Annotated in this window: 13 protein-coding genes; 12 read left to right on the plus strand and 1 reads right to left on the minus strand. The window is 56.8% G+C overall.

Annotated features, from left to right (window positions below; all coding sequences use genetic code 11):
* Positions 1-124 precede the first annotated feature (124 nt).
* From rluE to B3041_RS09980, 8 genes are all read left to right on the plus strand, one after another.
* Entirely contained in the window at positions 125-763 is a 639-nt protein-coding gene (gene rluE / locus B3041_RS09945) for a 23S rRNA pseudouridine(2457) synthase RluE (RefSeq protein ID WP_412159128.1), read from the plus strand.
* Between the two features lie 27 nt (positions 764-790).
* On the plus strand, positions 791-1264 hold the full coding sequence (locus B3041_RS09950; protein WP_065649563.1) for an NUDIX domain-containing protein: 474 nt from the start codon (positions 791-793) through the stop codon (positions 1262-1264).
* 40 nt (positions 1265-1304) lie between these two features.
* Positions 1305-2417, plus strand: a complete 1113-nt coding sequence (gene mnmA, locus B3041_RS09955; protein ID WP_292972011.1) for a tRNA 2-thiouridine(34) synthase MnmA — start codon at positions 1305-1307, stop codon at positions 2415-2417.
* A 34-nt stretch (positions 2418-2451) separates the two neighbouring features.
* Positions 2452-3093: a high frequency lysogenization protein HflD gene (hflD, locus tag B3041_RS09960; RefSeq protein ID WP_065649565.1), complete on the plus strand. Its 642-nt coding sequence runs from the start codon at positions 2452-2454 to the stop codon at positions 3091-3093.
* 44 nt (positions 3094-3137) lie between these two features.
* The gene (gene purB, locus B3041_RS09965) at positions 3138-4508 is read left to right on the plus strand and encodes an adenylosuccinate lyase (RefSeq protein WP_065649566.1); all 1371 of its coding nucleotides are present in this window, start codon (positions 3138-3140) and stop codon (positions 4506-4508) included.
* Between the two features lie 108 nt (positions 4509-4616).
* Positions 4617-5285 (plus strand): two-component system response regulator PhoP, encoded by a 669-nt coding sequence (phoP, locus tag B3041_RS09970; protein WP_065649567.1) that lies wholly within the window; start codon positions 4617-4619, stop codon positions 5283-5285.
* A gap of 4 nt (positions 5286-5289) precedes the next feature.
* Positions 5290-6750: a two-component system sensor histidine kinase PhoQ gene (phoQ, locus tag B3041_RS09975; protein ID WP_065649568.1), complete on the plus strand. Its 1461-nt coding sequence runs from the start codon at positions 5290-5292 to the stop codon at positions 6748-6750.
* A gap of 58 nt (positions 6751-6808) precedes the next feature.
* Entirely contained in the window at positions 6809-7930 is a 1122-nt protein-coding gene (locus tag B3041_RS09980; RefSeq protein WP_292972016.1) for a cupin domain-containing protein, read from the plus strand.
* Between the two features lie 51 nt (positions 7931-7981).
* Here the strand turns inward: B3041_RS09980 and pepT are convergent, their stop codons facing one another.
* Complete coding sequence (pepT, locus tag B3041_RS09985; protein WP_065649570.1) at positions 7982-9211, minus strand: peptidase T; 1230 nt, start codon at positions 9209-9211, stop codon at positions 7982-7984.
* 286 nt (positions 9212-9497) lie between these two features.
* On the opposite strand from pepT, the gene potA reads away from it, so the two are divergent.
* From potA to potD, 4 genes are read left to right on the plus strand one after another with little or no spacing between them, the layout of a single operon-like run.
* Positions 9498-10613, plus strand: coding sequence for a spermidine/putrescine ABC transporter ATP-binding protein PotA (potA, locus tag B3041_RS09990; RefSeq protein ID WP_065649571.1), 1116 nt, complete (start codon positions 9498-9500; stop codon positions 10611-10613).
* Positions 10606-11457, plus strand: coding sequence for a spermidine/putrescine ABC transporter permease PotB (gene potB, locus B3041_RS09995; RefSeq protein ID WP_167350687.1), 852 nt, complete (start codon positions 10606-10608; stop codon positions 11455-11457). Before potA ends, potB begins: the two co-directional genes overlap by 8 nt.
* Complete coding sequence (potC, locus tag B3041_RS10000; RefSeq protein WP_065649573.1) at positions 11454-12227, plus strand: spermidine/putrescine ABC transporter permease PotC; 774 nt, start codon at positions 11454-11456, stop codon at positions 12225-12227. Before potB ends, potC begins: the two co-directional genes overlap by 4 nt.
* 10 nt (positions 12228-12237) lie before the next feature.
* Positions 12238-13278 (plus strand): spermidine/putrescine ABC transporter substrate-binding protein PotD, encoded by a 1041-nt coding sequence (gene potD, locus B3041_RS10005; RefSeq protein ID WP_065649574.1) that lies wholly within the window; start codon positions 12238-12240, stop codon positions 13276-13278.
* Positions 13279-13288: the final 10 nt, after the last annotated feature.

The raw sequence follows: 13288 nt of genomic DNA on the forward strand, positions 1-13288 counted from the left end.
TCCTTCGAGCGATTTTTTGTTAATGATTTGTAAGATGCGGGTCAATACTACTTGAATATTTCCCCTACGCCAATCACCGTAGTTTCGCGTTATAATGCGCCGATTGTTACTTACTGCAAAGCTCATGCGAAAAACATCTCAGAAAATTCACCCACCTAAACGCACCGCGGTCTCCCGCCATGCTACACGCCGCCCGACACGTGCGGCCGGCCCGCGCCGTGTAATTTTATTTAACAAACCCTTTGATGTGCTGCCACAATTCAGCGATGACGCCGGGCGCCGCACGCTAAAAGACTTTATTCCGGTCAGTGACGTCTACGCTGCAGGCCGTCTGGATCGTGACAGCGAGGGGCTGATGCTGCTGACCAATGATGGCGCGCTGCAGGCGCAGCTCACCCAGCCCGGCAGACGTACGGGTAAAATCTACTTTGTTCAGGTCGAGGGCGTGCCGCAGGAATCAGATTTATCCCTGCTGCGCAGCGGCGTTGTGCTTAACGACGGCACAACGCTGCCAGCAGGTATTGAGCAGGTCAGCGAGCCGGACTGGCTCTGGCCGCGCACGCCACCAGTGCGCGAGCGCAAAACGATCCCGACCAGCTGGCTGAAAATCACCCTGTACGAAGGGCGTAACCGGCAGGTACGACGCATGACGGCGCATATCGGTTTCCCGACCCTGCGCCTGATCCGCTTTGCGCTGGGAGACCATCAGCTTAACGGTCTTGCTCCCGGCGAGTGGCGCGATATCAGCGCTGAATTTCAATAACCGCAGGTTAATCAAAGCGAGTGAACGATGTTTAAACCTCATGTAACCGTTGCCTGTCTGGTGCAGGCGCAGGGTAAACTGCTGGTAGTCGAGGAGCGTGTCGCCGGACGCATTACCTGGAATCAGCCAGCGGGTCATCTGGAAGCGGATGAGACGCTGCAGGAAGCGGCACGGCGTGAGCTGTATGAAGAGACCGGCATCCGCGCGGAGCTGGACTATTTTCTCGGCGTGCAGCAGTGGATTGCGCCGGACAAGACACCTTTTGTGCGTTTTCTCTTTGGCATTGATTTGCCAGTACCCTGCGTGACCACGCCGCTCGACAGCGATATCGATTGCTGCTGGTGGCTGGCTCCGGAGCAAATTCTTACGTCCGATCAGTTACGTTCGCCGCTGGTCGCGGAGAGCATACGGCTGTGGCAACAGGGTGCGCGCTACCCGCTGCAGCTGGTGGCGCCGTTCAACTGGCCGTTTCACAAGGGTGCGCATACCGTGACTCCATGATAGAATGCGCCGCCTGTTTTACTGTAATTAAGAGTGCGTCATGTCTGACAACAGCCAGAAAAAAGTAATCGTCGGAATGTCCGGCGGCGTCGATTCTTCCGTTTCCGCGTGGCTACTGCAGCAGCAGGGCTATCAGGTTGAAGGCCTGTTCATGAAGAACTGGGAGGAGGATGACGGCGAGGAGTATTGCACCGCCGCAGACGATCTGGCTGACGCACAAGCCGTGTGTGACAAGCTCGGCATAAAACTGCACAAAATTAACTTTGCGGCTGAATACTGGGACAATGTGTTTGAGCATTTTCTCGACGAATACAAAGCGGGGCGCACGCCCAATCCCGATATTCTCTGCAACAAAGAGATCAAATTTAAGGCGTTTCTTGAATTCGCTGCCGACGACCTTGGCGCAGATTATATCGCTACCGGCCACTATGTGCGTCGGGCCGATGTGGCAGGCAAAAGTCAGCTGCTGCGCGGACTTGATGGCAACAAAGACCAGAGCTATTTCCTCTACACCCTGAGCCACCAGCAGATCGCCCAGAGCCTGTTCCCGGTCGGGGAACTGGAAAAACCGGAAGTGCGCCGCATTGCCGAACAGCTGGATCTGATTACCGCGAAGAAAAAAGATTCGACCGGTATCTGCTTTATCGGTGAGCGTAAATTCCGCGATTTCCTCGGGCGTTATCTGCCTGCGCAACCAGGCGAGATTGAGACAGTTGACGGTGACATTGTCGGTGAGCATCAGGGGCTGATGTATCATACGCTCGGCCAGCGTAAAGGTCTGGGCATTGGCGGCCGTAAAGAGAGCAATGACGATCCCTGGTATGTGGTGGACAAAGATGTCGCGCGCAACCGGCTGATTGTCGCACAGGGTGGTGACCATCCGCGCCTGATGTCAGTCGGCCTGATTGCCCAGCAGCTGCACTGGGTCGATCGTCAGCCTGTAACCGCCCCGCTGCGCTGCACGGTTAAAACCCGCTACCGCCAGAGCGATATCCCGTGTGAAATCCTGCCGCTTGGCGACGATCGCATTGAGGTGCGTTTTGATGAAGCGGTTGCTGCGGTGACGCCGGGCCAGTCTGCGGTGTTCTATCTGGACGACGTCTGCCTCGGTGGCGGTATTATTGAGCAGCGTCTGCCGCTGCCAGACGCCTGAAACGGCGCCGCTGATTTTTCTGCAGGAGTAGAGCGTGGCTAAAAATTTTTATGATATTACGCTGGCGCTGGCGGGCATTTGCCAGGCCGCACAGCTGACGCAGCAGCTGGCACATCAGGGTCAGTGCGACAGCGCAGCGCTGCAGGTGTCCATGCGCAGCCTGCTTGATCTCAATCCCGCTTCCACGCTGGCGGTGTATGGTAACGACGAAGCCAATCTGCGCCTGGGTCTGGAGACGTTAATGGCGGTGCTGAACAGCGGCAGCCGCCAGGGTGCCAGTGCTGAAATGACGCGCTACACGCTGGGTCTGATGGTGCTGGAGCGCAAGCTCAGCGGCAACAAAACAGCGCTGGCGACGCTGGCACAGCGCATTAGCCAGCTCGATCGCCAGCTGGCGCACTACGGCCCCGAATCCGATACCATCACCAGCGCCATGGCGGGTATCTATGTCGATGTTATCAGCCCGCTGGGTCCGCGCATACAGGTTACCGGCTCACCGCAGGTGCTGCAGAATACTCAGGTACAGAACAAAGTACGCGCTGCGCTGCTGGCGGGGATCCGTTCTGCGGTGCTCTGGCAGCAGTGTGGCGGTGGCCGCCTGCAGCTGATGTTCTCACGCCAGCGTCTGCTGAATGAAGCCAACGCTATTTTATCCCGGCTGGGTCCGGCGTATTAAGCGCCGCCCTGCCCTCATCTGTTAACGTTTCAGGAGTTGCACTGATGGAATTATCCTCTCTGACCGCCGTCTCACCCGTTGATGGCCGTTACGGCGATAAAGTCAGCCCGCTGCGCGCTATTTTCAGTGAGTTTGGTTTACTGAAATTCCGCGTGGAAGTGGAAGTTCGCTGGTTACAGAAACTGGCTGCGACCGCAGAGATCAGGGAAGTTCCTGCATTTGATGCCGACGCAAACGCTTTCCTTGATGCGATTGTCAGCAATTTTAACGAAACTGACGCCGCACGCATCAAAACGATAGAGCGCACCACCAATCATGATGTGAAAGCGGTTGAGTACTTTCTGAAAGAGAAAGTGGCTGATGTCCCTGCGCTGCAGGCGGTCTCTGAGTTCATCCACTTTGCCTGCACCTCTGAAGATATCAACAACCTCTCCCATGCGCTGATGCTGGAAACCGCCCGCCGCGACGTCATCATGCCTTACTGGCAGAAGATCATCACCGCGGTGAAAGGACTGGCGCAGGAGTATCGCGACATCCCGCTGCTTTCCCGTACGCATGGCCAGCCTGCTACGCCGTCAACCATGGGCAAAGAGATGGCCAACGTGGCCTACCGCATGGAGCGTCAGCTGCGTCAGCTGGGCAACATTGAGGTGCTGGGCAAAATCAACGGCGCCGTCGGCAACTACAATGCGCACATTGCGGCTTATCCGGAAGCGGACTGGCATCAGATCAGCGAAGACTTTGTGACCTCGCTTGGCATCACCTGGAACCCTTACACCACGCAGATTGAGCCGCACGACTACATTGCAGAGCTGTTTGACTGTATGGCGCGTTTCAACACTATCCTGATCGATTTTGATCGCGATATCTGGGGCTATGTTGCGCTGAACCACTTTAAACAGAAAACCATTGCCGGCGAAATTGGCTCCTCGACGATGCCGCACAAGGTCAACCCCATCGATTTTGAAAACTCTGAAGGTAATCTGGGTCTGGCAAACGCGGTGATGCAGCACCTCGCCAGCAAGCTGCCGGTTTCGCGGTGGCAGCGCGATCTCACCGACTCAACCGTTCTGCGCAACCTCGGCGTCGGCGTCGGCTATGCGCTGATCGCTTACCAGTCCACGCTGAAAGGCATCTCCAAACTGGAGGTGAATCGCGATCGCCTGCTGGATGAGCTGGATCACAACTGGGAAGTGCTTGCCGAACCGATTCAGACCGTGATGCGCCGTTACGGCATCGAAAAACCTTATGAAAAGCTAAAAGAGCTGACGCGCGGCAAGCGCGTGGACGCGGCCGGCATGCAGGCCTTTATCGACAGCCTGGCGCTGCCGGAAGAAGAGAAAGTGCGCCTGAAGCAGATGACGCCGGCTAACTATCTGGGCCGCGCGGTACAGATGGTCGATGATCTGAAGTAATCCCGTCCGCACAGGCGCGCGCCGCGCGCCTGTTGCGTTGTTCTCTGGTTTAGCTCCCTTCACGTATACTCACTTTATTATCACTGAGTTTGCAGGTAAGGAAAAAGTATGCGTGTTCTGGTTGTGGAAGATAATGCTCTGCTGCGCCATCATCTCGCCGTTCAGCTGCGTGATATGGGGCATCAGGTTGATGCCGCTGAAGATGCGAAAGAAGCTGACTACTTTCTTCAGGAACATCTGCCTGACATTGCGCTGGTTGATCTTGGCCTGCCAGACGAAGATGGCATGTCGCTGATTCGCCGCTGGCGCAGTGACGCGGTACGCCAGCCAATTCTGGTGCTGACGGCGCGCGAAGGCTGGCAGGCAAAAGTTGAAGCCCTGGAAGCAGGCGCGGACGACTACGTTACCAAGCCTTTTCATATTGAAGAGGTTGCTGCCCGCCTGCAGGCGCTGATGCGGCGCAATAGCGGACACGCTTCGCAGATCATCTCCCTGCCGCCGTTTCAGGTCGATCTCTCCCGTCGCGAGCTCTCAGTAAATGAGGTGCCGGTAAAGCTGACGGCGTTTGAATACACGATTGCGGAAACGCTGATCCGCAACGCGGGAAAAGTGGTCAGCAAAGATTCGCTGATGCTGCAGCTCTATCCCGATGCCGAACTGCGCGAGAGCCATACCATTGATGTGCTGATGGGCCGCCTGCGTAAGAAAATCCTTGCACTGCATCCGACCGAAGTGATCAACACGGTACGCGGTCAGGGCTACCGCTTCGATCTCTGACTGTATGAACTGGTTTCGCCGGCTGCGCCCGCTCTCGCTCCGTACCCGCTTTCTGCTGGCGACGGCCGCCGTAGTGCTGGTTATCTCACTCTCTTATGGCATGGTCGCGGTTATCGGCTACGTCGTGAGTTTTGATAAAAATACCTACCGCGTGCTGCGCGGCGAGAGCAATCTCTTTTTTACCCTGGCGCAGTGGCAGGACAACAAACTCACCATCGCGCAGCCGGAGCGCATGACGCTGAATTTCCCGACGCTGGTCTTTATCTATGATGAGCGCGGCAAGCTGCTGTGGCAGCAGCGCGACGTGCCGGAGATCCGGGATAAAATTCAGCCAGAGTGGCTGCTGAAACCTGACTTTTACGAAATTGACACCAGCAACCGCACCAGCCTGACGGCATTAGGCGATAACATACAGGCGCAGCAGCAGCTGCACGCACTGGACAGTAACAGTAACGACACCTTTACCCATTCGGTGGCGGTGAATCGCTACGACGCGACGGTGAACCTGCCGGCGCTGACCATTGTGGTGGTTGACTCCATTCCGCAGGAGCTGCAGCACTCAGACGTGGTGTGGTCATGGTTCAGCTATGTGCTGGCAGCCAATCTGCTGCTGGTGATCCCGCTGCTCTGGCTGGCCGCACACTGGAGCCTGCGCCCGATTGGCGATCTCACCGCGCAGGTGCGCGAGCTGGAAACCGGTCAGCGGGAAAACCTGGGCGACAACCCGCCACAGGAGCTGAAAAGCCTGGTGCGCAATCTTAACCTGCTGCTGACCAATGAACGCCAGCGCTACACCCGCTACCGCACCACGCTCTCTGATTTAACCCACAGCCTGAAAACTCCGCTGGCGGTGCTGCAGAGTACGCTGCGATCGCTGCGCAACGGTAAATCGCTGACGATTGAACAGGCGGAGCCGGTGATGCTGGAGCAGATCAGCCGTATTTCACAGCAGACGGGTTACTATCTGCATCGCGCCAGTATGCAGGCCGATCACAACCCGCTGCAGCGCGATTTTCATTCGGTTTCAGCCCTGCTGGACAGCCTCTGCTCTGCGCTCAACAAGGTTTACCAGCGCAAGGGGGTGGAGATCACCCTCGACATCCCGCCCGAGCTGGTTTTTGTCGGCGATCAGAATGATTTTATGGAAGTGCTGGGCAACGTACTGGATAACGCCTGTAAATATTGCCTGGAGTTTATTGAAGTGAGCACGCGCCAGACTGACCAGGCGCTGCATCTGTTTATCGACGATGACGGACCGGGTATTCCTGAAAGCAAGCGCGACCTGATTTTTGTACGCGGCCAGCGGGCCGATACGCTGCGGCCGGGACAGGGACTGGGGCTTGCGGTGGTGCGGGATATTCTTGAACAGTATGCCGGAACCGTGATCGCCTCTGCCAGCCCGCTGGGCGGCACGCGCATGGAAGTGGTGTTCCGGCGGCAGGAAGTTACACATCACCGCGAGTAGAACCGGCTGCAGACTGTTATACTTGCCAGCAATTATTGCTCCAACCGGAATGCTTCGTATGGATTATCAGCTCGATATCAACCAGGCCGACTTTATTCAGCGCTACTGGCAGAAACGCCCGGTCGTGCTTAAACGCGGCTTTAAAAATTTTGTGGATCCCCTCTCTCCGGATGAGCTGGCGGGTCTGGCGATGGAAAACGAGGTGGACAGCCGCCTCGTCAGCCATCAAAACGACAAATGGCAGGTCAGCCACGGCCCGTTTGAAAGCTACGACCATCTGGGTGAAAACAACTGGTCACTGCTGGTTCAGGCGGTTAACCACTGGCATGAGGGCTCTGCTGCCCTGATGCGCCCGTTCCGCTTTCTGCCCGACTGGCGCATCGACGATCTGATGATCTCGTTTTCAGTACCGGGCGGTGGCGTGGGGCCGCACTTCGATCAATATGATGTCTTTATCATTCAGGGCACCGGCCGCCGGCGCTGGCGCGTGGGTGAAAAGGTGCCGATGAAGCAGCACTGCCCGCACCCCGATCTGCTCCAGGTTGCGCCGTTTGACGCCATCATTGATGAAGAGCTGGAGCCGGGCGATATCCTCTATATTCCGCCGGGTTTCCCGCATGAGGGCTACTCACTGGACAATGCGCTCAACTATTCAGTCGGGTTTCGTGCGCCTAATGGCCGCGAGTTAATCAGCGGCTTTGCGGACTATATGCTGGCCCATGAGCTGGGCAGCTATCGCTACAGCGATCCGGAGGTGCCTCCGCGCAGCTGTCCGTCGCAGATCCTGCCTTCTGAAGTGGAAGGCATTCGCCAGGTCATGCTGGACGTGATCAATCAGCCGGAGCAGTTCAGCCAGTGGTTTGGCGAATTTATTTCGCAGTCGCGCCATGAGCTGGACGTTGCGCCACCGGAGCCGCCTTATCAGCCGGATGAAATTTATGATGCGCTGCAGCAGGGCGATACGCTGACGCGCCTTGGCGGTCTGCGCGTGCTGACGCTGGGCGAGGCCGTCTACGTTAATGGCGAGCAGATCACCAGCCAGCATCCGCAGGTGCTGGCCGCGCTGGCGCACCGGCACGAACTCGCTCTGGCAGATTTTGGTGACGCGCTGGATGACCCGTCACTGCTGGCCCAGCTGGCCGGCCTGGTGAACAGCGGCTACTGGTTCTTTGCTGATTAAGATCTTTTCCCGCGCCTCTCCTGCAAGCAGGAGAGGCGCGATGCGCCACCGTTACGCCTTCTTCTCTGCCGCCAGCGCAGAGAGCCGCACAATCACTTCTGTCGCTTTTTGCATCACATTCAGTGAGGCAAACTCATGTTTGCCGTGGTAGTTATAGCCACCGGTAAAGATATTCGGACAGGGCAGCCCTTTCCACGACAGCGCAGAACCGTCAGTGCCGCCGCGAATCGGCTTCACGTCAGGCTCAATGCCGCAGTCGCGCATCGCCTGCAGCGCCAGCTCAATAATATGCGGATGCGGCTCCACTTTTTCGCGCATATTGCGATAGCTGTCGCTGATCTCTACTTTAACCGAACATTCGCTCTGCAGCCCTTTGCCCACCCGCTGTCCGATATTCTCCAGCAGCTGTTTGCGCTGTTCATAGCTGTCTGCATCAAAATCGCGGATCAGGTACATCAGCTCAGCGTGCTCCACCGTGCCTTTGATGGAGTGCAGATGGAAAAAGCCTTCGTAGCCGTCAGTGAACTGCGGCTTCTCTTTAGCAGGCAGCTCGGCATGAAAGCGCATCGCCAGATCCAGCGCATTCACCATGACGTTCTTTGCGCTGCCCGGATGCACATTATTACCGGTGATATAGACCATTGCGGTTGCGGCGTTGAAATTCTCAAACTCAAACTCACCCAGCCCGCTGCCATCCATCGTATAGGCCCAGTCGGCCGCAAACCCTTCTACGTCGAAGTGCGACGTGCCGCGGCCGATCTCTTCATCCGGCGTAAAGGCAACCCGGATAGCGCCGTGCGGCACGTCGCCCTTCGCCAGCTCCGCCATTGCCGTCATAATTTCTGCAATGCCCGCTTTATCATCCGCGCCCAGCAGCGTTTTGCCATCGGTGGTAATCAGCGTATGTCCGGTCAGCTTATGCAGCACCGGGAACATCACCGGCGACAGCACTTCGTCACCGTTCCCCAGGGCAATGTCGCCGCCGCGATAGTTTTCCACGATCTGCGGATTAACATTTTTCGCCGTGTAGTCTGGTGAGGTATCCATATGAGAGATAAAGCCGATAACCGGCACCGGCCAGTCGACGTTGGCCGGCAGCGTACCCATTACGCAGCAGTGGTCACTCAGTGATACATCAACAAAGCCCAGCGCAATCAGCTCTTCCTGTAGCTGACGCGCCAGGATCCACTGCCCCTCACTGCTGGGCACCTGCCGCGCCTGCGGTTTAGCCTGCGTCTCTATCGCTACATAGCGCAGAAAACGCTCCAGTAACTGTTCCATCTGTTATCCCCCTGTTTAAGCCGGTGTTATTATGGTGGCGGCAACTGTACGCCGCGTTGCGTTATATCACTCTTCTTTAGGTTAGCCTGCCTGCCGGGTACTGTACCAGGTAAATTATTGCCGGCTGACGTGCCATGCATAGTTCGGTAATTTGCCCTCTTTTCCAGGTAATTCAGCGGTAAACCATGGCATTACATAAATTTTCAGGTATTATCCCGCCTTCACTACGGCTCGCTGTCGCCGGCAGCGAGGCGGTATCCTGCTCCCTTCAGACTGAGTGACTAAAATGACGCAAACATGCGCACAACAGGCGCTGGTTACGCTTTCTGGCATCAGTAAAGCTTTCGATGGGAAAACCATCATCTCAGATTTCGACCTGCATATCGGACACGGGGAGTTTATTACCCTGCTCGGTCCGTCAGGCTGCGGGAAAACCACCATTTTGCGCCTGCTTGCCGGACTGGAAACCACCGACAGCGGCCGTATCACACTGGATGGCAGCGATATTACCGATACGCCCGCCGAACAGCGTCATATCAATACCGTGTTTCAGAGCTACGCGCTGTTTCCGCATATGTCCGTGTTTGAAAACGTCGCATTTGGTCTGCGCATGCAGAAGCGCCCCGCCGGTGAAATCGTGCAGCGTGTTGATGAAGTGCTGGCTATGGTGCAGCTGGAGCGTTTTGCCGACCGGCGCCCGCACCAGCTCTCAGGGGGACAGCAGCAGCGGGTGGCTATTGCCCGCGCCGTGGTCAACCGGCCAAAAGTGCTGCTGCTGGATGAGTCTCTCTCGGCACTGGATTATAAGCTGCGTCGTCAGATGCAGAACGAGCTGAAAGCGCTGCAGCGCAAACTGGGTATCACCTTTGTCTTTGTCACCCACGATCAGGAAGAGGCGCTCTCCATGTCAGACCGCATCGTGGTGATGCGCGATGGTCGCATTGAGCAGGATGGCACGCCGCGTGAAATTTATGAAGAGCCGGGCAATCTGTTTGTGGCGCGTTTTATCGGTGAAATCAACGTCTTTGACGCCGAGGTGATCGCGTGCGACCGCGCGCCCAGGATCCGCGCGCGCGTTGAAGGCATCGCCTGCGATCTGCACTGCCCGTTCCCGGTGGCGCCCGGTGATAAACTGCACGTACTGCTGCGCCCGGAAGATCTGCGCGTTGAAGAGATTGCCCATGACAGCCGCAGCGAGTATCTGACCGGTTTTGTTCGCGACCGCAGCTATAAAGGCATGACCCTGGAGTCCTCGGTGGAACTGGAGAACGGCAAGCTGCTGACGGTCAGCGAGTTCTTTAACGAAGATGACCCCGATTTTGACCACTCGCTGAATCAAAAAATGGCCATCCGCTGGGTGCCGGACTGGGAGGTGGTACTGCCCTATGAAACTGATGCGTAATCGTCTGCAGAAAGCGATTGTTGCCCTGATTGTCAGCTGGCTGGCGCTGTTTGTGCTGTTACCTAATCTGATGATTATCGCCACCAGCTTTCTGACGCGCGATGATGCGCATTTTGTCAGCATGGTATGGACCTTTGATAACTATCGCCGCCTGCTCGACCCGCTCTACGCCAGCGTGCTGCTGCATTCGCTGAACATGGCGTTTATCGCCACCCTGTGCTGTCTGCTGCTGGGCTATCCGTTTGCCTGGTGCCTGACCCGGCTCTCGCCGCGGCTGCGTCCGCTGATGCTTTTTTTGCTGATTGTACCCTTCTGGACCAACTCGCTGATCCGCATCTATGGGCTGAAGATCTTTCTCAGCACCCGCGGCTGGCTGAACGACGTTCTGCTCTGGCTTGGCGTGACAGACAAACCTTTTCGTATCATGTTCACCTCTGAAGCGGTGATCCTGGGTTTAATCTATATTCTGCTGCCGTTCATGGTGCTGCCGCTCTACTCCAGCCTGGAGAAGCTCGACCGATCGTATCTTGAAGCAGCGCGCGATCTCGGTGCCAGTAAGCTACAGACGGTTGTACGCATTATTCTGCCGCTGACCCTGCCTGGCATCGTCGCCGGCTGCCTGCTGGTGTTTATCCCGGCGATGGGCATGTTTTACGTGGCGGATCTTATGGGCGGTGCCCGAAATCTGCTGATTGGTAACATTATCAAGAGCCAGTTTCTGAACATCCGCGACTGGCCGTTTGGTGCAGCAACCAGCGTGGTGATGACGCTGCTGATGGGCATTATGCTGCTGTTCTACTGGCGTGCGGCGCGGCTGCTGAATAACCGGGTGGATCTCTCATGATGACGCGTCTGCTACGCGGTGGCTTTATGACCGCGATTTACGCCTGGCTCTATATTCCGATGATTATCCTGATCGTGAACTCTTTTAATGCTTCGCGCTTCGGCATTAACTGGCAGGGATTCAGCATGCGCTGGTATCAGCTGCTGCTGAATAACGACAGTCTGATTCAGGCAGCACAGCACTCGCTTATCATGGGTGTGCTATCCGCAACCTGCGCCACGCTGATCGGGGCGCTGACGGCAGTCGCGCTCTACCGCTACCGTTTTCGCGGTAAACCTTTCGTCAGCGGCATGCTGTTTGTGGTGATGATGTCGCCGGATATTGTCATGGCAATCTCCCTGCTGGTGCTGTTTATGCTGCTGGGTATCTCGCTCGGCTTCTGGTCGCTGCTGTTTTCGCATATCACCTTCTGCCTGCCTTTTGTGGTGATTACCGTTTACTCGCGCCTGAAAGGATTTGATGTCCGTATGCTGGAGGCGGCAAAAGATCTCGGTGCCAGCGAAATGACCATTTTGCGTAAAATCCTGCTGCCGCTGGCGATGCCGGCCGTAGCGGCGGGCTGGCTGCTGAGTTTTACCCTCTCTATGGATGACGTGGTGGTCTCGTCATTCGTTACCGGACCGGGGTTTGAGATCCTGCCGCTGAAGATCTACTCCATGGTGAAGGTCGGTGTTTCACCCGAAGTGAACGCGCTGGCGACGATCCTGCTGCTACTGTCGCTGCTGCTGGTGGCGGTGAGTCAGTTACTGCTCCGTGATAAAACCCAATAGAGGATACCCCATGAAAAGACAATCTTGCTGGCTGGTCGCCGGAGCGCTGGCGCTGTGTATGCAGAGCGCGCAGGCTGATGACAAGACGCTCTACTTCTACAACTGGACGGAATATGTGCCGCCGGGTCTGCTGGAGCAGTTTACCAAAGAGACCGGGATCAAAGTGATCTACTCCACCTATGAATCCAATGAGAGCATGTACGCCAAGCTGAAAACCTGGAAAGATGGCGCTTACGATCTGGTGGTGCCCTCAACCTATTTTGTGGCCAAAATGCGTAATGAGGGGATGCTGCAGAAGATCGACAAAGCGCAGCTGAGCAACTTTAAGAATCTCGATCCCGACCTGCTTAACAAGCCGTTTGATCCCGGTAACGACTACTCTGTTCCCTATATCTGGGGCGCGACTGCCATCGGTGTCAACAGCGATGAGATCGATCCCAAAACGATCACCCGCTGGGCTGATCTCTGGAAACCGGAGTATAAGCAGAGTCTGCTGCTGACGGATGATGCGCGCGAAGTGTTCCAGATGGCGCTGCGCAAGCTCGGGTATTCCGGCAATACGCAGGACCCGGCGCAGATCACCGCTGCCTGGGAGGAGCTGAAAAAGCTGATGCCCAACGTACTGGCGTTTAACTCCGATAATCCGGGCAACCCGTTTATGGAGGGCGAAGTGAACGTCGGGATGATCTGGAACGGCTCCGCTTATGTGGCGCGTCAGGCGGGCACCCCGCTGAGCATAGTCTGGCCGGCAGAAGGCGGCATTTTCTGGATGGATAATCTGGCGATCCCGGCCAACGCGAAAAACCGGGAGGGGGCGCTGAAGTTGATCAACTTCCTGCTGCGCCCTGAGGTGGCAGCTCAGGTGGCAGAAACCATTGGCTACCCGACGCCTAATCTGGCAGCGAAGAAGCTGCTGCCTGCGGCCGTAGCGCAGGATCCGTCACTCTACCCGCCAGCTGATGTGATCAGAAAAGGCGAATGGCAGAATGACGTCGGGGCCGCCAGCGTACAGTATGAAACGCTGTTTCAGAAGCTGAAAGCCGGCCGCTGATGGCTCAGCC

Origin of the sequence: Pantoea sp. UBA4549 (assembly GCF_002387285.1) — a bacterium.
Taxonomy (GTDB): Bacteria; Pseudomonadota; Gammaproteobacteria; order Enterobacterales; family Enterobacteriaceae; genus Pantoea; species Pantoea borealis.

Excerpts from the sequence above, each read along its gene's own strand:
- phoQ (WP_065649568.1), top strand. The coding sequence starts at position 5,290 with ATGAACTGGTTTCGCCGGCTGCGCCCGCTCTCGCTCCGTACCCGCTTT.
- mnmA (WP_292972011.1), top strand. The coding sequence starts at position 1,305 with ATGTCTGACAACAGCCAGAAAAAAGTAATCGTCGGAATGTCCGGCGGC.
- B3041_RS09950 (WP_065649563.1), top strand. The coding sequence starts at position 791 with ATGTTTAAACCTCATGTAACCGTTGCCTGTCTGGTGCAGGCGCAGGGT.
- phoP (WP_065649567.1), top strand. The coding sequence starts at position 4,617 with ATGCGTGTTCTGGTTGTGGAAGATAATGCTCTGCTGCGCCATCATCTC.
- potD (WP_065649574.1), top strand. The coding sequence starts at position 12,238 with ATGAAAAGACAATCTTGCTGGCTGGTCGCCGGAGCGCTGGCGCTGTGT.
- potA (WP_065649571.1), top strand. The coding sequence starts at position 9,498 with ATGACGCAAACATGCGCACAACAGGCGCTGGTTACGCTTTCTGGCATC.
- potC (WP_065649573.1), top strand. The coding sequence starts at position 11,454 with ATGATGACGCGTCTGCTACGCGGTGGCTTTATGACCGCGATTTACGCC.
- B3041_RS09980 (WP_292972016.1), top strand. The coding sequence starts at position 6,809 with ATGGATTATCAGCTCGATATCAACCAGGCCGACTTTATTCAGCGCTAC.
- purB (WP_065649566.1), top strand. The coding sequence starts at position 3,138 with ATGGAATTATCCTCTCTGACCGCCGTCTCACCCGTTGATGGCCGTTAC.
- pepT (WP_065649570.1), bottom strand. The coding sequence starts at position 9,211 with ATGGAACAGTTACTGGAGCGTTTTCTGCGCTATGTAGCGATAGAGACG.
- rluE (WP_412159128.1), top strand. The coding sequence starts at position 125 with ATGCGAAAAACATCTCAGAAAATTCACCCACCTAAACGCACCGCGGTC.
- potB (WP_167350687.1), top strand. The coding sequence starts at position 10,606 with ATGCGTAATCGTCTGCAGAAAGCGATTGTTGCCCTGATTGTCAGCTGG.